Consider the following 22,896-nt stretch of genomic DNA (forward strand, 5'->3'; position numbering starts at 1 on the left):
CGTTAAACCACGCTGGCCGAACGCAGGCATTGCGCAGTGGGCATCCCGGCATGGATGCCGGGATAGCCGCGCAGGGCCATGGATGGCCCATCGCGGCGGGCCCACGGAGCAATGCCGGAGTGAGGGCACACCGAGCCTAGGCGAGGTGCCGAGTGGTGGGGCAGAGCGTTTTTGGTTACTTTTGGCGCTCTTTCCAAAAGTGACCCGCTGTAAGAGCGGAACCGCCAGCAGCCGTTACCGCAGAAACGGATATACACACCGCCTCACAGCCAGCCAACCAACCTTTGTGGGAATGGTCGGACAACTCCTGGTCCAAGCCGAATTCTCCGACGAGTTCTGGCGGTTGCCGTGACCGGGCGGTAGACGACGCTCTGCGGTAATCACACCCCCCCCCGCTATGAGCTAATCCAACCCCAACTTCTTCAACCGATACCGCATCGACCGAAACGACAACTTCAACCGCTGTGCCGCCGCCGTGCGATTCCAGCGGGTCTCTTCAAGCGCCTGGAGGATAACCTTGCGTTCGACGTCTTCCAGGTAATCCTCCAGGTTGTCGACCCGCACCAGATCCGGGTTAGCCACATCGCCAGCCACGTTGCTCTCGGCAAGGCGCAGGTCATCGGCCTCGATCTGATGGTGTTCGCAAAGGGTATAGGCCCGTTCCAGCATGTTCTCCAGCTCCCGCACGTTGCCGGGGAAGCGGTAATTGCGCAGGGCATCGAGTGCCGCAGGATGCAGCTTCGCCGCCGGGTTACCGGTGCTCGCGGCCAGGCGCTGGAGCATGTAGTTGGCCAGCGGCTCGATATCTTCACGACGTTCGCGCAGGGGCGGGACGCGCAGTTCAATGACGTTCAGTCGGTAATACAGATCCTGGCGAAAGCGCCCGGCCGCGACTTCGGCGTCGAGGTCTTTGTGAGTGGCGCAGAGAATTCGCACGTCCATCACTTCTTCCTGCTGGCCGCCGACGGCGCGCACGGCTTTTTCCTGGATGGCGCGCAAGAGCTTGACCTGCATCGCCAGCGGCAGGTCGGCCACTTCGTCGAGGAACAGCGTCCCGCCGTGGGCGGCCTGGAACAACCCGGGTTTGTCTTCGATGGCGCCGCTGAAGCTGCCTTTGCGGTGGCCGAAAAACTCGCTTTCCATCAGTTCAGTGGGAATTGCCCCACAGTTGACCGGCACGAAAGGCTGGCTGGCGCGCGGCCCTTGTTCATGGATCAGGCGGGCGACCAATTCCTTGCCACAGCCCGACTCGCCGCTGATATAGACCGGCGCCTGGCTTCGGGCCAGTTTTTCGATTTGCTTGCGCACGCCGCGCATCGGCGGCGAATCCCCCAGTAGAACGCGTTCGACGGTCGCGCCGGGCGTGGTGCCCGGTGACAGGCGCAGGGCGCTGCCGACCAATTCCCGCAGGCGAGCTAGATCGACTGGCTTGGTCAGGAAATCGAAGGCGCCTGCCTTGAGGGCATCGATGGCGACTTCCAGGCTGCCATAGGCGGTGATCATCGCCACGGGCAGTTGGGAATACCGTTGCTGGATATGTTTGACCAGCTCCAGGCCCGTGCCATCGGGCAGGCGCATGTCGGTCAGGCACAGGTCGAAGGCTTCGGCCGCCAGCAGGGATTGGGCCTCGCTGAGATTCTTGGCGCTGCGGGTGTCGAGTTTCATCCTGCCCAGGGTGATCTCCAGGAGTTCGCGGATGTCCGGCTCGTCATCGACGATCAGGATTCGTTGCCGTGAGCGTGTATTCAAATCTGTTTCCGTCCGTGAGCAAAGGTGATGCGGAAGCAACCGCCGCCTTGGCGTGGTTTGAAGTCTAGGCGGGCCTGGTTGCTTTCGCACAGCTCACGGGACAGATAGAGCCCAAGGCCGGTGCCTTGGCTGCTGGTGGTGAAAAAAGGTTCGAACAGGTGCGCCTGCTGGTCCGGCGTTACGCCAGGGCCGTTGTCGATGATGTCCAGCGTGGCCAGTTGGCTATGGGGATCGATGAACAGCTTCAACCAGGCCTCGGCCTTGTCATGGGCCAGCGCGCTGTGGCGCCAGGCGTTGCGCAACAGGTTGTCGAGCACTTGGGTCAGTTGGTCGGGGTCCATGAGCGTGATGTAGTCGCCGGGGTCGATGCTCAGGTGCAGTTGTTGGTGTCCTTCCGCGCTTTCGCGGGCCTGCCGGACGAATTGCTCGAGGCAGCTACGCAGATCCAGGCGTTGGGGGGCGGTTTGCTGGCGACGGGACAGTTGCAGGACGTTTTCGATGACGCGATTCATTCGTTGGGAGTGATCTTGAATAATCTGCGTCAGACGCCGGTCCGCGTCGTTCAGTTCCTCGGACTCGCGCAGCAATTGCGCGGCGTGGCTGATTGCCCCCAGCGGATTGCGGATTTCATGGGCGATACCGGCGGTGAGACGCCCCAACGATGCCAGCTTCAATTGCTGGGCGTGTTGGGCCACCTGGGCCAGGTCTTCGAGAAATATCAGGATCTGTTGCTGATCCTCTGCCCCGAGGGCGATGAAGCTGGGTTGCAGGGTCAGGCCCGTGCTGCTGATGGTCAGGCTTTGCGGGCGCAGGCTGGGGTTGTTCAACCACCCCTGCAATCGCTCGACCAAGGCGCTGGAATAATCGTCGATCCGTTGGCCGACCAGGTCATGCATGCCCAGCAGGTTCAAGGCGCTTTCGTTGGCCAACTGAACTCTGCGTTGGCGATCCAGGACCAGGATGCCGGTGCGCATGCGCTGCAGGATCAGCGCATTGAGGGCTTCGAGGCTGAGCACTTCGCTGGCTTTTTGCTCGGCCAGGGTTTCGCTGGCTTCCAGTCGTCGGGTCAGGCGTTGCACCAGCAACGCGGCGGCGAAGCACAGGGCGCCCAGGGTGCCTGCTTGCAGATAGCTGCTGGGTCGGCTCGAATCGCTGAGACCGAGCACGAACGTCGAGCCAACGATGCCCAGGGTGGCGACGGCGGCAATCAACAGGCCGATCCGGCCGCGCAGCAAGGTATTGCTGATCGCCACCGAGACGATGATCAGGTTGCCAATGGCGCTGGGGGCGCCGCCCGCGACGAAGAACAGCCACGACAGCAACAGGACGTCGGTCAAGGCCAGGCCGAACAACTGGGCAGGACGACGGGTGTTTTCCAGGAACACCACCAGCAGGATGTTCAGTACCAGGTATAACCAGCTGCCGCTGCGCAGCAGATCGTCGTTGGCGAACTCCAGCAGGCGGTTATCCATGTTGCTGGAAATCAGCAGCACCAGGGTGATGCCGATGCTGAGGCGGTACAGGTGATACAGACGCAGCAGGCGCTGCGCCTGTTTGACGCGAGGGAGCGGGGCTTCAGCGCTCACGAGTGCCTGGGCCTTGCTCAAGGTGAGCCTGGCTGCAATACCATTGCTGTTGGAGGGGCAATGCGCGATCCCGTGGCAGGTGCACGCCGCAATGGGCGCAACGAACCATGGGCGGCGCATCCTGTTCACGGGTTGCGTTGGGCGCGGAAGTGCTGGCCTTGAATTTGCGCCAGAACCATACCGCGGCGGCAATCAGGGCGATCCAGAACAGTAGACGAAGCATGATGGGCGGCTTTTTGGCTAGAGATCAGGCAGTTTAGCCAAGGACTGGAACGGCGCACAGCGCAATAAAACCCAGGCACAAAAAAGGAGACTTGCAGGTCTCCTTTTTTGTCAGGCCAAGTCTCAGTCGAACAGGCCGAATGTCATGTAGCTGAACCAGGAGCGGTCGCCGGACTCGTTCTCAGGCTCCGGTTCTTCGATCACGTCGCCGTTTTCGTCCTTTGGCTTGAGCTCGTTCGGAATGGCTTCCTTGGCGTCCTGGAACTGGCGCTGTACGTCCTGGTTGGCGCGGGTTTCGCCCGGCGGCAGCGGCGGACGGGATTCGATCATGCCCAGGGTCGCCTTGCTCAGCCACGAACGGTTGTCCGCCTCATCGACGCGCGGCGTGAACTGGCCGTCGACCAGGGAAGGGTGGTCCGGATAGTTCAGCTTCAGGGTTTCCAGGCTGGTGGCCGCGAGCTCATCCAGGTGCAGGCGCTGGTAGGCTTCGGTCATCACCGCCAGGCCGTCGCCCACCGATGGGGTTTCCTGGAAGTTTTCCACCACATAGCGGCCACGGTTGGCGGCGGCAACGTAGGCCTGGCGGGTCAGGTAGTAGTCGGCCACGTGGATTTCGTAGGAAGCCAGCAGGTTGCGCAGGTAGATCATGCGCTGCTTGGCATCAGGCGAGTAGCGGCTGTTGGGGAAGCGGCTGGTCAGCTGGGCGAACTCGTTGTAGGAGTCGCGCGCGGCGCCCGGGTCACGCTTGGTCATGTCCAGCGGCAGGAAGCGCGCCAGCAGGCCGACGTCCTGGTCGAAGGAGGTCAGGCCCTTGAGGTAGTAGGCGTAATCGACGTTCGGGTGCTGCGGGTGCAGACGAATGAAGCGCTCGGCGGCGGACTTGGCCGCTTCCGGCTCGGCGTTCTTGTAGTTGGCGTAGATCAACTCCAGCTGCGCCTGGTCGGCGTAGCGACCGAACGGATACCGCGACTCCAGCGCCTTCAATTTGGCGGTGGCGCTGGTATAGCTGTTGTTGTCCAGGTCGTTCTGCGCCTGTTGGTACAGTTCGACTTCGCTCAGGTTTTCGTCTACGACTTCCTTCGACGAGCAAGCAGCAGTCAATGCGAGGATGGCGATCAGCAGCAGGTGTTTCACTTGCATGGCGGCTTGCGTCCCTATGACGGCCGCTGTCTTGGGCGGGGCCGTCCTGTTATGATGAGCGCCCCGTTGAAAAGCCTCGGGGCAAAAGACGCCGTATTTAACCACAAGCGCGCAGCCGAAACCAAAGGCTGTGCCGACGCCCAGTCCGAGCATGTCCGATAAAATAGAACTTCGCGCAGAGGTGCCGTCCGATTTGGGCGGCCAACGCCTCGATCAAGTCGCCGCCCAACTCTTCGCCGAGCACTCGCGCTCGCGCCTTTCCGCCTGGATCAAGGACGGCCGCCTGACGGTGGACGGGGCGGTCATCCGTCCGCGCGACATCGTCCATGGCGGCGCCATCCTCGAGCTGACCGCCGAGCAGGAGGCCCAGGGAGAATGGGTCGCCCAAGACATCGCCCTCGACATCGTCTATGAAGATGACGACATCCTGGTGATCAACAAGCCCGCGGGCCTGGTGGTGCACCCGGCGGCCGGTCATGCCGATGGCACCCTGCTGAACGCCTTGCTGCACCACGTGCCGGACATCGTCAATGTCCCCCGCGCCGGTATCGTGCATCGTTTGGACAAGGACACCACCGGCCTGATGGTGGTCGCCAAGACCATCCAGGCGCAGACACAACTGGTCACGCAGTTGCAAAGCCGCAGTGTCAGCCGCATCTATGAATGCATCGTGATCGGCGTGGTCACCGCGGGTGGCAAGATCAACGCGCCGATCGGCCGTCACGGCCAGCAGCGCCAGCGCATGGCGGTAATGGAAGGCGGCAAGCAGGCGGTCAGTCATTACCGCGTGCTGGAGCGTTTCCGTTCCCATACCCACGTGCGGGTCAAGCTGGAAACCGGTCGGACCCACCAGATTCGCGTGCACATGGCCCACATCAACTTCCCGTTGGTGGGCGACCCGGCCTACGGTGGTCGCTTCCGCATTCCGCCGGCTGCCAGCCAGACCATGGTCGAATCGCTGAAGAATTTCCCGCGCCAGGCGCTGCACGCACGTTTCCTGGAACTGGATCACCCGACGACCGGCAAGCGCATGAGCTGGGAGTCGCCGTTGCCGGATGATTTCGTCTGGCTGCTGACCTTGCTGAAGCAGGACCGCGAGGCGTTCATCGGATGAGTGACTGGCTGATACCCGACTGGCCCGCGCCGGCCCGGGTCAAGGCCTGCGTCACCACCCGCGAGGGCGGCGTCAGCCTGGCGCCGTTCGACAGCCTCAACCTGGGCGATCATGTGGGCGACGACCCTACGGCTGTTGCCGAAAACCGTCGTCGCCTCACTGATCGGTTCGTCATGCGTCCGGCCTGGTTGCAGCAAGTCCATGGAATTGACGTGGTCGAGGCTGATCCGACTCGGGTCGTCACTGCCGATGCCAGTTGGAGCGCCACGCCGGGCATCGCTTGCACGGCGATGACGGCGGATTGCCTGCCGGTATTGTTCTGCAATCGTGCCGGCACCCATGTCGCGGCAGCCCATGCCGGTTGGCGGGGGCTGGCCAACGGTGTGCTGGAAGCTACGCTCGACAGCCTGCAGCAACCCAGCGAAGAGATACTCGCCTGGCTCGGCCCGGCCATTGGCCCGCAAGCCTTTGAGGTCGGCCCGGAAGTGCGCGAAGCCTTCATCGCCCATCTGCCTTCGGCGGACCAGGCCTTTGCGCCAAGCCCCAATGCCGGCAAATTTCTCGCCGATATCTACGCGTTGGCACGGCTACGCCTGGCGGCACGCGGCGTAACAGCCGTCTATGGTGGCGGTTTGTGCACCGTGACCGATCCTCGCTTCTATTCCTACCGGCGCAATCCCCGCACCGGTCGTTTCGCCTCCCTGATCTGGCTTGAACGCTAGACTCCCCTGATCTGTATCAACAGCGCGCTGCTTGAATCTTCCAGAATCGACCACATCTATAACGGTATCTGGCAGGTTTCTTCATTCAGGATGTTTCTCTAGGTCCGGCCTGCTCATTAGGAAGGTGACCCATGCGTATTGATCGTTTAACCAGCAAATTGCAATTGGCGCTGTCCGATGCCCAGTCCCTGGCCGTCGGCCTGGACCATCCCGGTATCGAACCGGCGCACTTGATGCAAGCCATGCTCGAACAGCAGGGCGGCTCGATCAAGCCACTGCTGATGCAGGTGGGCTTTGACGTCAACAGCCTGCGCAAAGAGTTGGCCAAGGAACTCGACCAACTGCCCAAGATCCAGAACCCCACCGGCGACGTGAACATGTCCCAGGACCTGGCGCGGTTGCTCAACCAGGCCGATCGCCTGGCCCAGCAGAAGGGCGACCAGTTTATTTCCAGCGAGTTGGTGCTGCTCGCCGCGATGGACGAGAACAGCAAGCTCGGCAAATTGTTGCTCGGCCAGGGTGTGAGCAAGAAAGCCCTGGAAAACGCCATCAATAACCTGCGTGGCGGCGATGCGGTCAACGACCCGAACCACGAGGAAGCCCGCCAGGCCCTGGATAAATACACCGTCGACCTGACCAAGCGCGCCGAGGAAGGCAAGCTCGACCCGGTGATTGGTCGCGACGATGAAATTCGCCGCACCATCCAGGTGCTGCAACGTCGTACCAAGAACAACCCGGTGCTGATCGGTGAGCCTGGCGTGGGCAAGACCGCCATTGCCGAAGGCCTGGCCCAGCGCATCATCAACGGCGAAGTGCCCGATGGGCTGCGGGGCAAGCGACTCTTGTCCCTGGACATGGGGGCGCTGATCGCTGGCGCCAAATACCGCGGCGAGTTCGAAGAACGGCTCAAGGCCCTACTTAATGAACTGTCGAAGCAGGAAGGGCAGATCATTCTGTTCATCGACGAGTTGCACACGATGGTCGGTGCCGGCAAGGGCGAAGGCTCGATGGACGCCGGTAACATGCTCAAGCCTGCGCTGGCTCGCGGCGAGCTGCATTGCGTCGGTGCGACCACGCTGAACGAATATCGCCAGTACATCGAGAAAGACGCGGCCCTGGAGCGGCGCTTCCAGAAAGTGCTGGTGGAGGAGCCCAGCGAGGAAGACACCATCGCGATCTTGCGTGGCCTCAAGGAGCGCTACGAAGTCCACCACAAAGTGGCGATCACCGATGGCGCGATCATCGCGGCGGCCAAGCTCAGCCATCGCTATATCACCGACCGCCAGTTGCCGGACAAGGCCATCGACTTGATCGACGAGGCCGCCAGCCGTATCCGCATGGAAATCGACTCCAAGCCGGAAGTGCTGGATCGGTTGGAGCGGCGCCTGATTCAGCTCAAGGTCGAGTCCCAGGCCTTGAAGAAGGAAAGCGACGAAGCGGCGAAGAAACGCCTGGAAAGGTTGCAGGAAGAAATCGTTCGTCATGAGCGTGAATACTCCGACCTCGAGGAGATCTGGAACTCGGAAAAAGCCGAAGTCCAGGGTTCGGCGCAGATCCAGCAGAAGATCGAACAGTCCCGCCAGGAACTGGAAGCGGCTCGCCGCAAGGGCGACCTCAACCGCATGGCTGAGCTGCAGTATGGGGTGATCCCGGACCTGGAGCGCAGCCTGCAGATGGTCGACCAGCACGGCAAGAGCGAAAACCAGTTGCTGCGCAGCAAGGTCACCGAGGAAGAAATCGCCGAAGTGGTGTCCAAGTGGACCGGCATTCCGGTCTCGAAGATGCTCGAAGGCGAGCGCGACAAGCTGCTGAAGATGGAAAGCCTGTTGCATCAGCGTGTGATCGGCCAGGAAGAAGCGGTGGTGGCGGTGTCCAACGCCGTGCGCCGGTCCCGCGCCGGGTTGTCTGACCCTAATCGTCCGAGCGGCTCGTTCATGTTCCTCGGCCCGACCGGCGTGGGTAAGACCGAATTGTGCAAGGCGCTGGCCGAATTCCTCTTCGATACCGAGGAAGCCATGGTGCGCATCGACATGTCCGAGTTCATGGAGAAGCACTCCGTGGCGCGGCTGATCGGCGCTCCACCGGGCTATGTCGGTTATGAAGAGGGCGGCTACCTGACCGAGGCCGTGCGTCGCAAGCCGTACTCGGTGATCCTGCTCGATGAAGTCGAGAAGGCGCACCCGGATGTGTTCAACATCTTGCTGCAAGTGCTGGAGGATGGTCGCCTGACCGACAGCCACGGCCGTACGGTGGATTTCCGCAACACGGTGATCGTGATGACCTCCAACCTGGGTTCGACGCAGATCCAGGAGCTGGTGGGCGATCGCGAGGCGCAACGTGCCGCAGTGATGGATGCGATCTCCACCCACTTCCGGCCGGAGTTCATCAACCGTGTGGACGAAGTGGTGATCTTCGAGCCGTTGGCCCGGGATCAGATCGCCGGTATCACCGAGATCCAGCTGGGGCGCCTGCGCAGCCGCCTCGCCGAGCGCGAGCTGAAGCTGCAACTGAGCGACGAGGCGTTGGACAAGCTGATCGCGGTGGGTTACGACCCGGTCTACGGCGCGCGGCCGCTAAAGCGAGCGATCCAGCGCTGGATCGAAAACCCGCTGGCGCAGTTGATTCTGTCCGGTCGCTTCATGCCGGGCGAAACCGTGACCGGTACGGTGGAGAACGACGAAATCGTCTTCAACTGAAGGCCGGCACAGCCGGATATTGGAATGGCCTCGACTTACGAGGCCATTTTTTTCATCAGGTCGTTGAACTCAAAGGAAAAGGCTTGTAAAGTGCGCCCCGCAGTACGTCACCCCCGGGGTCACTTCTCAGCGAGAGGCAACCCAAAATAAGTTGCAAATCATTGTCTTGAAAGCAATTTAAGGGGTTGACAGAGGTTTTGAAAATTGTAGAATAGCGCGCCTCAGACACACGAACGCAGCGATGCAGGCGGGTAGAAGAGGTTGAAGCTAGCTTCAATGCAGTAACTTGAAATATCAGTTCCGTGATAGCTCAGTCGGTAGAGCAAATGACTGTTAATCATTGGGTCCCAGGTTCGAGTCCTGGTCACGGAGCCATTTCAATCGGGGTATAGCGCAGTCCGGTAGCGCGCCTGCTTTGGGAGCAGGATGTCAGGAGTTCGAATCCCCTTACCCCGACCATATTTGGGTCGTTAGCTCAGTTGGTAGAGCAGTTGGCTTTTAACCAATTGGTCGTAGGTTCGAATCCCACACGACCCACCATTTTTGAAACCAGCTCGCTGGAATCGAATCTTAAGATCAGAGGCCAAAAGCGCTGATCGAGGAAGGCGACTTGCAAGGGTCGCCTTTTTTTTACCGGGGTATAGCGCAGTCCGGTAGCGCGCCTGCTTTGGGAGCAGGATGTCAGGAGTTCGAATCCCCTTACCCCGACCATATTGAAAATCCTCGTATCGAAAGATACGGGGATTTTTTTTGCCTGCGAAAAATGCCGATGGCATCAAGTCGTCGTACAACCTGCCGATAACCCGCCGAGAGGGCATGGACCGACGCCCTTACTTTTGGCTAACAACAAGAAAGGCGCCCGTTATGTTTCTTCGTCAATTGAATATCGCACCCCGTGCCGCGCTGGGTTTTGCCTTGATCGCCCTGTTGGTGGCGTTGCTCGGGGTGTTTGCGTTGGGGCAGATGTCGAGCATTCGCGACAGTGAGGTCGCGGTGGAGACTCAATGGCTGCCGAGCATCCGCGGGGGTGATGAGATCCGTGAGTGGATGCTGCGGATCCGTACCATTTCCCTGCGCATGGCCCTGGATCAGGACCCGAAGAACGTTGCTGTGTACCGCGGACAAATGGACACGCGCGACAAGGAACTGAGCGAAAAAATCGCGGCGTACGAAAAGCTCGTTGTGACGCCTGAAGGCAAGGCCCTCTATGATCAGTTCAAGCAAACCTTTGCCGCTTACCGTGCCGGTATCGCGCAATCGTTCATCCTGGCGGAGCAGGGCCGTCGGGATGAACTGATCAAGCTGTTGTTGGTGGACATGAAAACCGTGGTGGATGGCTCGGGCAAGCAGCTCAACGACCTTGCGGAGTTGTTCTCCAAGCAAGTGTCCATCGAGAGCCAGAAATCCCAGGAGCATTACGTCAATTCGCGAATGATCGTCAGCCTGTTCGTCGTGCTGGCTGCCCTGGCCACCGTTGTGCTGGCGATGTTGTTGACGCGCAGCATCGTCAAGCCTCTGGGCGAGGCGTTGAATGCGGCCGAGAACGTGGCCCGGGGCGACCTGACCCGGCCTATCGAGACCCACGGCAACGATGAAGTGAGCCGCTTGCTCAAGGCTCTGGCGACCATGCAACAGAACCTTCGGCAAACCTTGCAGAGCATCAGCGGCTCGGCAACACAATTGGCGACCGCTGCCGATGAGCTGAACGCCGTCACCCTCGACAGCACCCAGAGCCTGCAACAGCAAAACAACGAAATCGAACAGGCCGCCACCGCCGTCACGGAAATGACCACTGCCGTGGAAGAAGTCGCGCGCAACGCCGTGTCCACCTCCGATGCCACTCGCCAATCCAGCGAATCGGCGACGTTGGGCCAGGAGCGGGTCAGCGACACCGTCGAGGCCATCAGCGCGCTTGCCAGTGATGTACAAGTGACCGGTGGCCTGGTGCAGTCGCTGGCGAGCCAGTCCCAGGACATCGGCAAGGTGCTGGATGTGATCCGGGCCATTGCCGAGCAGACCAATCTGTTGGCGCTCAACGCGGCCATCGAAGCGGCCAGGGCGGGGGAGAGCGGTCGTGGTTTTGCCGTGGTTGCCGACGAAGTGCGAGCGCTGGCGTATCGCACGCAGCAATCGACCCAGGAGATCGAGCAGATGGTCCAGGGCATGCGCAACGGCGCCACCCAGGCGCTGGATTCCATGCAGGCCAGTTCCAGTCGCGCGGCGAGCACGTTGGCGATGGCGGAGCGGGCAGGCGAGGCATTGCAGACCATCACAGCGTCGGTGCATCAAATCCACGAGCGCAACCTGGTGATCGCCAGCGCCGCCGAGGAACAGGCGCAAGTGGCCCGCGAAGTGGATCGTAACCTGGTCAATATCCGTGATTTGTCCGTGCGCTCGGCCACCGGCGCGGACCAGACCAGCGCGTCCAGCCACGAGCTGTCGCAACTGGCGAATTCACTGCGCACGATGGTGCAGCGGTTTCAGGTTTGAATGATTGGCCGCGCAGATTGAGTTTTATCGTTTGGATACTGTTGACTGCACGGCCGCCTTCGCGAGCAAGCCCGCTCCCACAGTTGATCGCGTACTCGTGAACTACTCGATCTCCTGTGGGAGCGGGCTTGCTCGCGAAGACCATGGAACAGGCGATGCATCTCTATAGCTCAGCGCCACCACACGCGGCTGGCGCTTCGCTTTTTATCCTCAGTGCAGTTTCAACCGCGGCTCAGTCCCGCGCCCGATCTTGCTGCCCAGCATCAGCATCGCCGTGCGGAACATCCCGTACAGCGCCATCTGGTGCATGCGATACAGCGACACGTAGAACATCCGCGCCAGCCAGCCTTCGAGCATCACGCTACCGGTCAGGTTGCCCATCAGGTTACCCACCGCCGAGAAGCGCGACAGCGAGATCAGCGAACCGTAGTCGGTGTATTTGTATTCCGGCAGGGCCTTGCCTTCGATCCGCAATTTCAGCGATTTCGCTAGCAGCGAGGCTTGTTGGTGCGCGGCCTGGGCGCGGGGTGGAACGTTGCGGTCGCTGCCCGGTTGCGGGCAGGCGGCGCAGTCGCCGAAGGCAAAGATGTTCTCGTCGCGCGTGGTCTGTAGCGTCGGCAGCACCTGCAGCTGATTGATCCGGTTGGTCTCCAGCCCATCGATGTCCTTGAGAAATTCCGGCGCACGAATCCCGGCCGCCCAAACCTTCAGGCTCGCGTCGATCACTTTGCCATCCGCCGTAACCAGGCTGTCAGCAGTCACCTGGCTGACGGCGGCGTTGGTCATGACGTTGACCCCAAGTTTTTCCAGGGTCTTGTGCACCGGTCCGCCGATACGCTCGGGCAACGCTGGCAAGACCCGTGGACCCGCCTCGATCAAGGTGATGTGCATGTTTTCCGGTTTGATCCGGTCCAGGCCGTAGGCATGCAATTCGTGGGCGGCGTTGTGCAGCTCGGCCGCCAGTTCGACGCCCGTCGCGCCCGCGCCGACGATGGCGACGCTGATGCGCTCGACGACGTCGGTCTGCCCGGCATGGGCGCGCAGGTAGTGGTGGAGCAATTGCTGGTGGAAGCGCTCGGCCTGTTTGCGAGTATCAAGGAACAGGCAGTGTTGCGCCGCGCCCTCGGTGCCGAAGTCGTTGGTGGTGCTGCCCACTGCGATTACCAGTGTGTCGTAGCCCAGCTCCCGGGCCGGTAACAGCTCCACGCCCGCCTCGTCATAGGTGGCGGCCAGTTGGATTTTCTTGTTCTCGCGATCCAGGCCGCTCATGCGCCCGAGCTGGAACTCGAAGTGGTTCCATTTCGCCTGGGCGACGTAGTTGAGTTCGTCTTCGGAGGAGTTCAAGGAACCGGCAGCCACTTCGTGCAGCAGGGGTTTCCAGATGTGGGTCAGGTTCGCGTCGACCAGCATCACACTGGCCGTGCCGCGCTTGCCCAGAGTCTTACCCAGACGGGTAGCCAACTCCAGGCCGCCGGCGCCGCCGCCAACGATGACAATACGATGAGTCATGGGGATATCTCGCAAGGCTAAAGGAATTCGGTGCCGTTACCTGCGCGAGCATCAGCGACAAAAAGCGGCTCATAGCGTCAGGTAACTGATCAGTCGGCTCAACAGGCCCAGGCCGATGGTCACGGCCAGTACCACCACCAGGAGCATCCACGGCCGAAAAGGCCGGCGCTCGACTCGGTGCTGGGACAGTTGCAGGTACTCTTCGACATGCTTCTGGTCATCTGGGTTCAGGCGACTGGTCATAAAGGCCTCGTCAGGTAGACGTTGCGGGATGTGAAGACGTTACAGCGTCCGGCTAGCCGGCATTGAAAGCCGCGTAGCCGCTCGCCGGAACGGGTTCGACGATCAGGCTGTCGTCCAGGCGAATGATTCCACTTTTTAACACTCGGGCGGTGATTCCGCCATGGCCGCGTACCGCCTGGAATGTACCTTCGCCAAGGTTTCGCTCCAGCCGTGCGCAGGGCTGGCACCAGCCGGTGGTTTCGAAAATGGCCTGGCCGATGCGAAAGCGCCGGCCCTTGAGGCTGAACAGGTTGATCCCGCTGACTACGATATTGCGCCGCAGCTCTCGCGGCAGTATGGGCTGATCGTCGGGACGGCCCATCAGCGAGCTGATCACGCCCAGGTGCTCCCACTGGATCAACGTCACCTGCCGCGCATTGCGCACGCCGGGGCGCGCATGATCGCCGGTGAGACCGGCCTCCAGGCGCGCCTCCACGGCGTCCAGCTCGATCATCGGCGCGTGACCCTGGGGCCGCACACCGATCCAGCGCACGCGGCCCTGTTGCGGCACGGCGGCGATCAGTTCCTGCAAGGGGCTCACAGGCTGATCCCGACATCGAAGACGATGCTGCGACCCAGGTTGCCCCGCAGGAAATCCGGCGCATCGGGATGGGCGAACAGTACGCGGGCGAAGGTCGGCCCCACCAGCGACAAGGAGCGCCAACCCTGGCGCAGGTATTCGGTCGGCGGCGGAAAGTGGCTGTTGAGGTCCAGCACTTCGCGCTTGAGGCTGGCGAACGCGATGATGTCCAACTCTCCCAGGTCCATGCCGCGCTCGGTGTAGTTGTGGGCTTTCTTGCGCAGGGTCGGCGCCAGCCGCATCAGGAATTCGTTGGCGGGGATCCGCCGGGGCTTGGCCTCGCGGCGCACCAGTTGGCTCAGGGAGAAGGCGCTGCGGCGACGCTGTAGTTCATCGCGCCATTCGTCATTGAGGCGACGGCCTTCGTCGAGCACAAAGAACACTTCGAAGTTGGCATCGCGGAACAAGACGTCTGGCGGCTCCCCGGCCGGCGCAAACTCGTCGGCGCGATAGGGCACGTTCAGCCCTTGCAGCAGGCGCTGGCAGACCCAACGCTCACGCTCCCATTTGCGGGCATTGGAGAGAAAGGCGTTGGCCTGCTCGGCAGCGATCGTCAGCAGGCGTAAATAATCGGAATCATCCATGAGCCCAAGCTTAGCGTTCAAATGTGTTGATAAAAAATAAAGCGTGTCGCTGAGGGCAAATTATCGCTCAGGCAGGGCCTGGCGGGCCGTCCTGTTCAGCCTGATGCGCCAGCCAGGCGCAGAACAGCTCCAGTTTCTTGCTGTGTTGCCCGCTTCGCTTCGCCAGGTAGACATAACGGCTCGGATAAAAGCCAAACGGTGCCACCAGGCGGCCAAGGCGAATATCGTCGGCCACCAGATGCCAAGGGGCGACGCAAATCCCCAAGCCGGCAATTGCCGCTTCCAAAGTAAAGTAATAGTGCTCGTATTCCAGTCCGGTCGGGGGCGTGTCCCGGTAGCCAACCGCGTTGGCCCAGTTTGCCCAGGCGTCTGGACGCGTTCGGGTATGCAGCAGCGGATGACTGAAGATCGAGCTCAGATCGGTGAGTTGCAGGCGTGCGGCTAATGCCGGCGACAAAACGATGCCCAGTCGTTCAGGAAACAGCAGGACCGTATTTTCTGGTTCGCCAATGACGTCCTGCTCCGCGGTGATCATCACGTCATAGCGATCCCGGCCCGGATCGGCCCCAGCGACCGGTGAGCTCAAGCGAATCTTGATATCCGGGTAAGTCGAGTTGAAGTCGAACAGGCGAGGTATCAACCACTTGACGGTAAACGTGCTGAAGCAGGAGACGTCCAGGGTGCCTGTCGCGGTATCGCGGACCCGGCCCACTGCCGCCTCGATCTGGTCCAGCGCGGCCGTCAATTGAGGCAAGAGTTCTTTGCCGGCCGTGGTGAGCTGCGGCTTGTTCTTGGGCCCTTCGAACAGATCGACGCCAAGGCTCAGTTCCAACTGGCGTACCTGGCGACTCACAGCGCCGGGCGTGACGGAAAGCTCTTCGGCAGCGGACGTCATTTTCCCGAGTCGAGCCGCAGCCTCGAAGGTACGCAACGCATTCAATGGGGGCAGGCGACGTCTCATGAAGTGACTTTAACTCAAATACTCCGGCCGCATAAATCGTTATCGGCGAACGTGAGGTTTGCGCAAAATCGCTGGGCTTGCGCTTATCCGCACACTGTTCAGGTGGTGGACTATTCGAGAATCCAATTGAGAGCAACTCACATGCCGTTTGTACGTACAGCTGTCACCAAAAGCACCAGCCAGCAACAGCGCCAACGCATCGTCGATGGCATACACCAAGCGTTGGTCGACGGCATTGGTATGCCCCAGGATGAATTGTTCAACCTGGTGACGGACTATGATCCGCAACAGTTCTTCTACAGCCGAACTTTCAATGGTGTGGCTCGTTCAGACAATTTGATCGTGATTGAGATTACGATGCGCAGAGGCCGCAGCGATGCGATGAAGCGTGACCTCTATAAAGGCATCGCTGACAATCTCGCCGGCCAAGCCCAGGTTCGCCCGCAAGACGTGTTCATTTTCATGCACGAAAATGACTATTCGGATTGGTCGGTGGGCTTCGGCAAGTTTGCAATGGCATTGGTGCAACAGCCTGGGAGCATCGTTACTGAATAGCGAACGAGCTGCCTGTTGAACCGGTGCTCGAACCCGCGCTGTACCACGTTCACGCCTTCGCAGGAGTTGCCATGATCGGTGCCGAACTGCTCTCACCGCAGACCCTGACGGTCGGCTGGCTGGTTTACGTGCCGGTGCTGGCTTGGGCAGTGGCGCGGGCGCGGTGGGTCGAGTTGTTTACTGACAGCCGTCGCCAGCATTTGCTGTTCGGCACGGTGCTGGCGTTGTTCCTGTTATGGCTGGTGCGGCGAGACTTCGACACGGGCGTCTCGTATCACTTCCTCGGCATGACCGCCGTCACCTTGCTGCTGGACTGGCCGCTGGCGATCCTCGGTGGGCTCTGTGCGCAGCTCGCGCTGGTGCTGCTGGGCCGTCAGGACATGATGGCGGTCGGCATCAATGGCGCGTTGTTGATTCTCCTGCCGGTGCTGATCACTGAAGGTTGCGCCGTCCTGGTGGAGCGTGCCCAGCCGCGCAATCTGTTTGTGTATATCTTCTGTTCCGGGTTTCTCGCCGCCGCGCTTTCGGCGCTGGGGTGCCTGTTGCTGGGGCTTGGCCTGCTCTGGTACGACGGCATCTTCGTCATGCCGTACTGGCTGGAGGACTTCATCGGTTACCTCTGGCTGATCATCTTCCCCGAGGCCTTCATCAACGGCATGGTGGTCAGCGCGCTGGTGGTGTTCAGTCCCGAATGGCTGGAGACCTTCAACCGCACGCGCTACCTGTCGGCGCCCTGGAACGATGAGGACAAGCCTTGATTCACGTCAAGGCTGCACCGCCTGCCGCGCTGCATGCTTTGGAAAATTTCCAGGAGTGCAACCATGAGTGTTTATGAGTGGGCGAGGCAAGAAATCCGGCGCAGTCACGACGCGGCCATGGAGATCGGCTTTGACCCGGGTTTGAGCCTGCGGGCCTTGCTCAGCGCAATCGTGCAGCAGAGCAAGACCGTACGCAGTGTCGACGATTTGGCCGATGAGTTGAGTTTCCTCGCGGAAAATCTCGACGACAGCCAGGATTACGGGTTCATGCGGCCTTAGGGGGTGAATGCTGCCCGATGACTCTGTGGCGAGGGGATTTATCCCCTCGCCACAATGATTCAGGCCAGGCCTTAGTGATGCGAGCGGGGATTGAAGTCTTCGCTGAACAACTCATCCTCGGCGTCCGGGGCCACCGGAATCTTGTGTTCTTCCGATGCCCAGGCGCCGAGGTCGATCAGCTTGCAGCGATCCGAGCAGAACGGCCGGAATTTGCTTTCAGGGGTCCATTCGACCGGGGCGCCACAGGTTGGGCAATCAACGATTGGGGGTTGGCTCATGATTGGCCTCCACGCAAGGTAAGGTAAAAGTGATGCAGGCGCTCGACCTCGCTGTACAGCCAGGCGAGGTCGCGGTCGTTGACCACCACATCGTCGGCATGGCTCAGGCGATCCTGTCGACTTGATTGGGCCTTGAGGATCGCCTGGACCTGCTGCTCGCTGGTCTGGTCGCGCTGCAAGGTGCGTTCGACCTGCAATTGTTCAGGTGCGTCGATCACCAGGATCCGCTGGGTCATGGCGTACTGCCCCGACTCGATCAATAGCGGTGACACCAGGATCGCATAGGACGATCTTGCCTGGGCCAGATGATGGGCGATCTCTTCGGCAATCAGCGGGTGCAGCAGGGCTTCCAGCCAGCGGCGCTCCTCGGCATTCTCGAAGATGAGCGTGCGCAGCGCGGCTCGATCCAGCGCGCCGTCCGCTTGCAGCACACCCGGGCCAAAGTGCTCGGCAATTTTTCCCAGCGCCGGGCGTCCGGGTTCGACGACCCAGCGCGCCGCATGGTCAGCGTCGATGACGTGCACGCCCAGGTCGATGAAGTGCTGGGCCGCCGCGCTCTTGCCGCTGCCGATGCCTCCGGTCAGGCCGAGAATCCAGGGTTTTTCCGCGGAGCTGTTCATTAGAAACCGACTGAGTGCCAATAGAAGTCGGTTATTTGACCACCCCAGAGCAAGGCAATCCAGCCGGCAATCGCCAGATAGGGTCCGAAGGGGATCTGTGTCGATGTCGGTGCGTTGCGCATGCGCAGCATGACGACGCCGACGACGGCGCCCACCAGCGAAGACAGCAGCAGCGTCACTGGCAGGATTTGCCAGCCGCCCCAGGCGCCCAGCATCGCCAGCAGCTTGAAGTCGCCATAGCCCATGCCTTCCTTGCCGGTCAGCAACTTGAACACCCAGAACACCACCCACAGCACCAGATAACCGCCGACAGCGCCCCATAATGCCTGGTTGAGGGACACGAACAGCCCGAAGCTGTTGACGATCAAGCCCAGCCACAACAAGGGCAGTACGAGAGAGTCGGGCAGCAATTGATGCTCGGCGTCGATCAGGCTCATGGACAACAAGCCCCAGCTCAGCACCATCGCCATTGCCGCATGCCAGCCGAAGCCGAAATGCCAGGCGACGAACGCAGACAGGGCGCCGCAAGCCAGCTCGGTCAATGGGTAGCGCTTGCCGATGGGGGCGGCGCAACTGGAGCAGCGCCCGCGCAACGCCAGGTAGCTGAGCAGTGGAATATTTTCCCAGGCGCGGATGCGGTGGCCGCAGTGCGGGCACTGGGAATGGGGCAGCATCAGGTTGTAGACCGGGCCGGGAGCTTCGGCCGGCAGGCCGAGCAAGTCCTGGGCTTGTAGCCGCCATTCACGGTCAAGCATCTTCGGCAGGCGCCAAACCAGCACGTTGAGAAAACTGCCAATGATCAGCCCGAGCAGCAGTGCCGTCAGCACGAAAGCCAAGGGGTAAAGCAGGAAGAATTCGCTCAAGGGCATGTCAGATCGCAGAGCCGAGTTGGAAGATGGGCATGTACATGGCAACCACCAGGCCACCGACGACCACCCCCAGGATCACCATGATGAAGGGTTCCATCAGGCTGGTGAGGTTGTCCACCAGATTATCCACTTCGGCTTCGTAAAAACTCGCCACCTTGTCGAGCATGTCATCCAGCGCGCCGGATTCCTCGCCAATGGCCGTCATCTGGATCGCCAGGTTGGGGAAGATGCCGGAGGCACGCATGGAAAAATTCAGCTGCATGCCGGTCGAGACGTCTTGTCGAATGCGAAGCACCGCACGCTTGAATACCACGTTGCCGGTGGCGCCCGACACCGAGTCGAGGGCTTCGACCAGCGGCACGCCGGCGGCGAATGTCGTGGACAGCGTACGGGCATAGCGAGCCACGGCGGACTTGTACATCAGGGTGCCCACCAGGGGCAGCTTGAGCAGCCACTTGTCCCGCCAGTCACGGAATGCCTGGGAGCGCTTCAGCGCATATTTCACGCCGAAAAATCCACCCACCAACCCACCCAGCAGTATCCACCACCATTCCTGCAAGAATTCCGACAGGCCGATGACCATCAGCGTGAAGGCCGGCAATTTTGCGCCAAAGCCTGCGAATACCGACTCGAACTGCGGCACGACCTTGATCAGCAGGATGCTCGTGACCACGGCCGCGACAGCTACCACGGCCGCGGGATACGTCATGGCTTTCTTGATCTTGGCCTTGAGGGCCTCGCTTTTTTCCTTGTAGGTCGCGACCCGGTCCAGCAGCGTATCGAGTGCACCGGCCTGCTCGCCGGCGTCCACCAGGTTGCAATACAACTCATCGAAATACTGCGGGCATTTGCGCAACGCCGCAGCAAAGCTGTTGCCGGCGGCGACCTCCTGTTTCACCTCGTCCACCAGCTTGCGCATGTTGGCGTTGTCGAAGCCTTCGCCAATGATGTCGAACGCTTGCAGCAACGGCACGCCAGCCTTGAGCATCGTCGCCATCTGGCGTGTGAAGAGGGCGATGTCCAACGGCTTGATGCGCTTGCCCTTGCTGAATATCGAAGTGGATTTCTTGCGCACCTTGCCTGGATTGATACCCTGTTTGCGCAGTTGCGCCTTGATCAGCGCCGGGCTCTGGCCGGTCAGTTCGCCGGACATTTTCGTGCCTTTGCGGTCCTTGCCTTCCCACACGTAGACGTCGGTTTTTACTGCCTTGACCGCCATGTTCAATCCTTGGTGACCCGGTTGATTTCTTCGAGGCTGGTGACGCCTTGCATCACTTTGGCCAGCCCCGACGTACGCAGGTCGTTGAAGCCGTCCTTGCGCATTTGCAGGTCGATTTCCAGGGAGTTGCCCTCGGCCATGATCAACCGTTGCAGCTCCGGCGTGTTCTTGACCACTTCGTATACCCCCACGCGACCTTTGTAGCCGTTGTTGCACTGTTCGCAACCGACCGGCTCATAGATCGTGAATGAGCCGATGCGTTCCCGGGGGAAACCTTCCTTGAGCAGGGTTTCCTCGGGAATCTCGATGGCTTTCTTGCAATGCGTGCACAATTTTCGCGCCAAGCGCTGGGCGATGATCAGGTGCACCGCCGTGGCGATGTTGAACCCTGGGATGCCCATGTTATGCAGGCGGACCAGGGTTTCGGCGGCGCTGTTGGTGTGCAGGGTGGACAGCACCAGGTGCCCGGTCTGGGCGGCCTTGATGGCGATTTCGGCGGTTTCCAGGTCGCGGATCTCGCCGACCATGATCACATCCGGGTCCTGGCGCAGGAACGAGCGCAGGGCATGGGCGAAATCCAGGCCTTGGCGTGGGTTCACGTTGACCTGGTTGATGCCTTCCATGTTGATTTCCACCGGGTCTTCGGCGGTGGAAATATTGATGTCCACGGTGTTGAGGATGTTCAAGCCGGTGTAGAGCGACACGGTCTTGCCCGAACCGGTCGGCCCGGTCACCAGGATCAGTCCCTGCGGCTGCTTGAGGGCGGCCATGTACAAGTCTTTCTGTTCCGGCTCGTAGCCCAGGGCATCGATGCCCATTTGCGCACTGGAGGGGTCGAGGATCCGGATCACCACTTTTTCGCCCCAGAGCGTGGGCAGGGTGTTGACCCGGAAGTCGATGGACTTGGTTTTTGACAGGCGCATCTTCAGGCGACCGTCCTGGGGTTTGCGCCGCTCGGAGATGTCCAGGCTGGCCATGACCTTGAGTCGCGCGGCAATACGGTTGGCCAGTTGGATGGGGGGCTTGGCGACTTCTCGCAGCATGCCGTCGGTGCGCACCCGGACCCGGTAGGTTTTTTCATAGGGTTCGAAGTGCAGGTCGGAAGAGCCACCCTTGATGGCATCCAGCAGCATCTTGTTGACGAAGCGCACCACCGGCGCATCGTCGCCGTCCTGTCCGACGATGCTGTCCTGCTTGCGATCATCGGTCGACTCGATGTCCAGGCCGTCGAGGTCGACGTCGGCCATGCCCTCCAGGCCGGTGCTGCTGGACTCGAAGAATTTCTCGATGGCATCGCTGAGCTTGTCGTCTTCCACCAGGATGGCTTCGGTGGTCAGGCCGGTGCTGAACTGGATGTCGTTGATGGCTTGATGGTTAGTGGGGTCGGAAATGCCCACGTACAGCTTGTTGCCGCGCCGCCACAGCGGCAGGGCGTGATGCTGGCGCACCAGTTTTTCGCTGACCAGGCCTGCGGGCTGGTTGTCCTTGTCGAGGCTGTTGAGGTCCAGCAGGGCTATACCGAAATGCTCCGAGGCGATTTCCGCCACCTGCCGGCTCTGGATCAGTTTGTTCTGCACCAGGTAACTGACCAGGGGCACTCGATTGCGCTGGGCCTGTTGAAAAGCCTGCTGCGCGCTTTGTTCGGTGATCAGTTCGGCCAGCACCAATTGCTTGGCCAGGCCGCTGAGGGCGATGTCATTCATGGGGATACCGGACGCGGGCTGTTCATGATTTATAGCCTAGTCAAGCATAGGCGGCTGACCAGCGAGCAGAGGTGACAAAAAGCGTCAGATAGTGCGGTTGTTGGGGTAGGACGGCGGGCCTTTGCGGCGGGGAAGGCCTTGGCTGGATGGGCTTTCCAGGGTTGGCACGTGCCCTGCAACGGCCGCTTCAGGTCATGAGATTTCGACTCATGCATGGGAGATGTCTATGAACAAGCAAAAGGGTTTTACGCTGATCGAGCTGCTGATCGTGGTGGCGATCATTGGGATCCTGGCGACGTTTGCGTTGCCGCAGTATTCGAAGTATCAGGCGCGGGCGAAGGTGACGGTCGGGTTGGCGGAGGCTTCTTCGTTGAAGGTGCCGGTTGAAGACCTTCTGAATAAAGGTACGACGCCAACCGCTGCCAACACGGGCGTACCGGCATCAAGCAATAATTGCACAATGGCTGTCTCAGGTGATGCTGCTGCCGGGACCGCCACCGTCACTTGCACCATCAAGGAAGCGCCTTCTTCCATTGTTGGTAAAACGATCACTCTCAGTCGTGCCGGAACGGGCGCCTGGACCTGTGCTTCTAATGTTGCTGAAGAGTTCTTGCCAGCGGGCGGCTGCACCGTAGCGGCTGCACCGTAAATACCTCATCCACCTGAGGCTCAAGTCCGTCACCATGGCGCAAGATTGCTTGCGCCGTCTGGCTTACATTAAGGGCTGCTACGCAGCCCAGCGGGAGCAAGCTCCCTCGCCACGGAAAATCTTGTTAATTCATAACGTTAGCGAACGGCTTAAACCCGCAAGTTGCATGTACCAAAATCCCCGGTCATGCAATTTGCATGATTGTGAAAACAACCGCTTCGCTTAACTATTTGATTTTTCAGGAAATTTCTTTTGTTTCAAAACTGGCACAGCCTTCGCACTACTCCTGACAACCTGCCGCGATGCACTTTCGGCAGTTTCTGAGAAAAAC

22 protein-coding genes, 4 tRNA genes and 1 pseudogene are annotated in these 22,896 nt (G+C 60.8%); 13 read left to right on the plus strand and 14 right to left on the minus strand.

Annotated features, from left to right (window positions below):
* Positions 1–402: 402 nt before the first annotated feature.
* From JMN22_RS24715 to JMN22_RS24730, 4 genes are all read right to left on the minus strand, one after another.
* Positions 403–1,749 (minus strand): sigma-54-dependent transcriptional regulator, encoded by a 1,347-nt coding sequence (locus JMN22_RS24715; protein ID WP_030140271.1) that lies wholly within the window; start codon positions 1,747–1,749, stop codon positions 403–405.
* Positions 1,746–3,335 (minus strand): two-component system sensor histidine kinase NtrB, encoded by a 1,590-nt coding sequence (locus JMN22_RS24720; RefSeq protein ID WP_198798123.1) that lies wholly within the window; start codon positions 3,333–3,335, stop codon positions 1,746–1,748. Before JMN22_RS24720 ends, JMN22_RS24715 begins: the two co-directional genes overlap by 4 nt.
* Positions 3,325–3,558, minus strand: a complete 234-nt coding sequence (locus JMN22_RS24725; RefSeq protein WP_030140269.1) for a PP0621 family protein — start codon at positions 3,556–3,558, stop codon at positions 3,325–3,327. The genes JMN22_RS24720 and JMN22_RS24725 overlap by 11 nt, the downstream gene beginning before the upstream one ends.
* A 122-nt stretch (positions 3,559–3,680) precedes the next feature.
* Complete coding sequence (locus JMN22_RS24730; RefSeq protein ID WP_030140268.1) at positions 3,681–4,697, minus strand: outer membrane protein assembly factor BamD; 1,017 nt, start codon at positions 4,695–4,697, stop codon at positions 3,681–3,683.
* A 151-nt stretch (positions 4,698–4,848) separates the two neighbouring features.
* Between JMN22_RS24730 and rluD the strand changes: the two genes are divergently transcribed.
* The 9 genes and pseudogenes from rluD to JMN22_RS26935 all read left to right on the plus strand — a co-directional run bounded on the left by rluD (position 4,849) and on the right by JMN22_RS26935 (position 11,719).
* A complete protein-coding gene (rluD, locus tag JMN22_RS24735) occupies positions 4,849–5,811 on the plus strand; it encodes a 23S rRNA pseudouridine(1911/1915/1917) synthase RluD (protein ID WP_030140267.1) in 963 nt (320 codons plus the stop codon).
* Complete coding sequence (gene pgeF / locus JMN22_RS24740; RefSeq protein ID WP_198798124.1) at positions 5,808–6,533, plus strand: peptidoglycan editing factor PgeF; 726 nt, start codon at positions 5,808–5,810, stop codon at positions 6,531–6,533. The genes rluD and pgeF overlap by 4 nt, the downstream gene beginning before the upstream one ends.
* Before the next feature lie 131 nt (positions 6,534–6,664).
* Positions 6,665–9,229 carry an ATP-dependent chaperone ClpB gene (gene clpB, locus JMN22_RS24745; RefSeq protein ID WP_198798125.1) on the plus strand — a complete coding sequence of 855 codons (2,565 nt, stop codon included), beginning with the start codon at positions 6,665–6,667 and terminating at the stop codon, positions 9,227–9,229.
* Positions 9,230–9,528: 299 nt separating this feature from the next.
* Positions 9,529–9,604, plus strand: a tRNA-Asn gene (locus tag JMN22_RS24750).
* 7 nt (positions 9,605–9,611) lie between these two features.
* Positions 9,612–9,688 (plus strand) — tRNA-Pro (locus tag JMN22_RS24755).
* Between the two features lie 5 nt (positions 9,689–9,693).
* Positions 9,694–9,769 (plus strand) — tRNA-Lys (locus JMN22_RS24760).
* Between the two features lie 94 nt (positions 9,770–9,863).
* Positions 9,864–9,940 (plus strand) — tRNA-Pro (locus JMN22_RS24765).
* Between the two features lie 153 nt (positions 9,941–10,093).
* A pseudogene (locus tag JMN22_RS26930) lies at positions 10,094–10,864 on the plus strand (MCP four helix bundle domain-containing protein); the annotation flags it as partial.
* Positions 10,856–11,719, plus strand: coding sequence for a methyl-accepting chemotaxis protein (locus JMN22_RS26935; RefSeq protein ID WP_375154625.1), 864 nt, complete (start codon positions 10,856–10,858; stop codon positions 11,717–11,719). The pseudogene JMN22_RS26930 and the gene JMN22_RS26935, both read left to right, overlap by 9 nt.
* A gap of 210 nt (positions 11,720–11,929) precedes the next feature.
* Here JMN22_RS26935 and JMN22_RS24775 read toward each other — a convergent pair whose 3' ends face one another.
* The 5 genes from JMN22_RS24775 to JMN22_RS24795 form a co-directional block, all read right to left on the minus strand.
* On the minus strand, positions 11,930–13,228 hold the full coding sequence (locus tag JMN22_RS24775) for an NAD(P)/FAD-dependent oxidoreductase (RefSeq protein ID WP_198798127.1): 1,299 nt from the start codon (positions 13,226–13,228) through the stop codon (positions 11,930–11,932).
* Positions 13,229–13,297: 69 nt separating this feature from the next.
* Positions 13,298–13,471: a DUF3094 domain-containing protein gene (locus JMN22_RS24780; protein WP_003185543.1), complete on the minus strand. Its 174-nt coding sequence runs from the start codon at positions 13,469–13,471 to the stop codon at positions 13,298–13,300.
* Between the two features lie 52 nt (positions 13,472–13,523).
* On the minus strand, positions 13,524–14,051 hold the full coding sequence (locus tag JMN22_RS24785) for an MOSC domain-containing protein (protein WP_198798128.1): 528 nt from the start codon (positions 14,049–14,051) through the stop codon (positions 13,524–13,526).
* Entirely contained in the window at positions 14,048–14,674 is a 627-nt protein-coding gene (locus JMN22_RS24790; RefSeq protein WP_030140261.1) for a DUF1780 domain-containing protein, read from the minus strand. The genes JMN22_RS24785 and JMN22_RS24790 overlap by 4 nt, the downstream gene beginning before the upstream one ends.
* A 67-nt stretch (positions 14,675–14,741) precedes the next feature.
* Positions 14,742–15,635, minus strand: a complete 894-nt coding sequence (locus JMN22_RS24795; protein WP_030140260.1) for a LysR substrate-binding domain-containing protein — start codon at positions 15,633–15,635, stop codon at positions 14,742–14,744.
* A 141-nt stretch (positions 15,636–15,776) separates the two neighbouring features.
* Here JMN22_RS24795 and JMN22_RS24800 point away from each other — a divergent pair, with 141 nt between their 5' ends.
* From JMN22_RS24800 to JMN22_RS24810, 3 genes are all read left to right on the plus strand, one after another.
* Positions 15,777–16,190, plus strand: coding sequence for a tautomerase family protein (locus tag JMN22_RS24800; RefSeq protein ID WP_030140259.1), 414 nt, complete (start codon positions 15,777–15,779; stop codon positions 16,188–16,190).
* A 71-nt stretch (positions 16,191–16,261) separates the two neighbouring features.
* The gene (locus JMN22_RS24805) at positions 16,262–16,948 is read left to right on the plus strand and encodes an energy-coupling factor ABC transporter permease (RefSeq protein WP_030140258.1); all 687 of its coding nucleotides are present in this window, start codon (positions 16,262–16,264) and stop codon (positions 16,946–16,948) included.
* A 63-nt stretch (positions 16,949–17,011) separates the two neighbouring features.
* Positions 17,012–17,227: a hypothetical protein gene (locus JMN22_RS24810; protein ID WP_030140257.1), complete on the plus strand. Its 216-nt coding sequence runs from the start codon at positions 17,012–17,014 to the stop codon at positions 17,225–17,227.
* Between the two features lie 71 nt (positions 17,228–17,298).
* On the opposite strand, the gene yacG is transcribed toward JMN22_RS24810, so the two are convergent.
* The 5 genes from yacG to pilB are packed head-to-tail and all read right to left on the minus strand — an operon-like array spanning position 17,299 to position 21,916.
* On the minus strand, positions 17,299–17,505 hold the full coding sequence (gene yacG / locus JMN22_RS24815; protein ID WP_030140256.1) for a DNA gyrase inhibitor YacG: 207 nt from the start codon (positions 17,503–17,505) through the stop codon (positions 17,299–17,301).
* On the minus strand, positions 17,502–18,125 hold the full coding sequence (coaE, locus tag JMN22_RS24820) for a dephospho-CoA kinase (protein ID WP_030140255.1): 624 nt from the start codon (positions 18,123–18,125) through the stop codon (positions 17,502–17,504). The genes yacG and coaE overlap by 4 nt, the downstream gene beginning before the upstream one ends.
* Positions 18,125–18,994 carry a prepilin peptidase gene (locus JMN22_RS24825; RefSeq protein WP_030140254.1) on the minus strand — a complete coding sequence of 290 codons (870 nt, stop codon included), beginning with the start codon at positions 18,992–18,994 and terminating at the stop codon, positions 18,125–18,127. Before JMN22_RS24825 ends, coaE begins: the two co-directional genes overlap by 1 nt.
* A gap of 1 nt (position 18,995) precedes the next feature.
* Complete coding sequence (locus JMN22_RS24830) at positions 18,996–20,213, minus strand: type II secretion system F family protein (RefSeq protein ID WP_030140253.1); 1,218 nt, start codon at positions 20,211–20,213, stop codon at positions 18,996–18,998.
* Positions 20,214–20,215: 2 nt separating this feature from the next.
* Positions 20,216–21,916 carry a type IV-A pilus assembly ATPase PilB gene (pilB, locus tag JMN22_RS24835; protein ID WP_030140252.1) on the minus strand — a complete coding sequence of 567 codons (1,701 nt, stop codon included), beginning with the start codon at positions 21,914–21,916 and terminating at the stop codon, positions 20,216–20,218.
* Between the two features lie 226 nt (positions 21,917–22,142).
* Between pilB and JMN22_RS24840 the strand changes: the two genes are divergently transcribed.
* Positions 22,143–22,565, plus strand: coding sequence for a pilin (locus JMN22_RS24840; RefSeq protein WP_030140251.1), 423 nt, complete (start codon positions 22,143–22,145; stop codon positions 22,563–22,565).
* Positions 22,566–22,896: the final 331 nt, after the last annotated feature.

It is taken from the genome of Pseudomonas sp. HB05, from assembly GCF_016756915.1.
GTDB lineage: Bacteria > Pseudomonadota > Gammaproteobacteria > Pseudomonadales > Pseudomonadaceae > Aquipseudomonas > Aquipseudomonas alvandae.

Excerpts from the sequence above, each read along its gene's own strand:
- JMN22_RS24725 (WP_030140269.1), bottom strand. The coding sequence starts at position 3,558 with ATGCTTCGTCTACTGTTCTGGATCGCCCTGATTGCCGCCGCGGTATGG.
- JMN22_RS24730 (WP_030140268.1), bottom strand. The coding sequence starts at position 4,697 with ATGCAAGTGAAACACCTGCTGCTGATCGCCATCCTCGCATTGACTGCT.
- rluD (WP_030140267.1), top strand. The coding sequence starts at position 4,849 with ATGTCCGATAAAATAGAACTTCGCGCAGAGGTGCCGTCCGATTTGGGC.
- pgeF (WP_198798124.1), top strand. The coding sequence starts at position 5,808 with ATGAGTGACTGGCTGATACCCGACTGGCCCGCGCCGGCCCGGGTCAAG.
- clpB (WP_198798125.1), top strand. The coding sequence starts at position 6,665 with ATGCGTATTGATCGTTTAACCAGCAAATTGCAATTGGCGCTGTCCGAT.
- JMN22_RS26935 (WP_375154625.1), top strand. The coding sequence starts at position 10,856 with ATGCAACAGAACCTTCGGCAAACCTTGCAGAGCATCAGCGGCTCGGCA.
- JMN22_RS24775 (WP_198798127.1), bottom strand. The coding sequence starts at position 13,228 with ATGACTCATCGTATTGTCATCGTTGGCGGCGGCGCCGGCGGCCTGGAG.
- JMN22_RS24780 (WP_003185543.1), bottom strand. The coding sequence starts at position 13,471 with ATGACCAGTCGCCTGAACCCAGATGACCAGAAGCATGTCGAAGAGTAC.
- JMN22_RS24790 (WP_030140261.1), bottom strand. The coding sequence starts at position 14,674 with ATGGATGATTCCGATTATTTACGCCTGCTGACGATCGCTGCCGAGCAG.
- JMN22_RS24795 (WP_030140260.1), bottom strand. The coding sequence starts at position 15,635 with ATGAGACGTCGCCTGCCCCCATTGAATGCGTTGCGTACCTTCGAGGCT.
- JMN22_RS24800 (WP_030140259.1), top strand. The coding sequence starts at position 15,777 with ATGCCGTTTGTACGTACAGCTGTCACCAAAAGCACCAGCCAGCAACAG.
- JMN22_RS24805 (WP_030140258.1), top strand. The coding sequence starts at position 16,262 with ATGATCGGTGCCGAACTGCTCTCACCGCAGACCCTGACGGTCGGCTGG.
- JMN22_RS24810 (WP_030140257.1), top strand. The coding sequence starts at position 17,012 with ATGAGTGTTTATGAGTGGGCGAGGCAAGAAATCCGGCGCAGTCACGAC.
- yacG (WP_030140256.1), bottom strand. The coding sequence starts at position 17,505 with ATGAGCCAACCCCCAATCGTTGATTGCCCAACCTGTGGCGCCCCGGTC.
- coaE (WP_030140255.1), bottom strand. The coding sequence starts at position 18,125 with ATGAACAGCTCCGCGGAAAAACCCTGGATTCTCGGCCTGACCGGAGGC.
- JMN22_RS24825 (WP_030140254.1), bottom strand. The coding sequence starts at position 18,994 with ATGCCCTTGAGCGAATTCTTCCTGCTTTACCCCTTGGCTTTCGTGCTG.
- JMN22_RS24830 (WP_030140253.1), bottom strand. The coding sequence starts at position 20,213 with ATGGCGGTCAAGGCAGTAAAAACCGACGTCTACGTGTGGGAAGGCAAG.
- pilB (WP_030140252.1), bottom strand. The coding sequence starts at position 21,916 with ATGAATGACATCGCCCTCAGCGGCCTGGCCAAGCAATTGGTGCTGGCC.
- JMN22_RS24840 (WP_030140251.1), top strand. The coding sequence starts at position 22,143 with ATGAACAAGCAAAAGGGTTTTACGCTGATCGAGCTGCTGATCGTGGTG.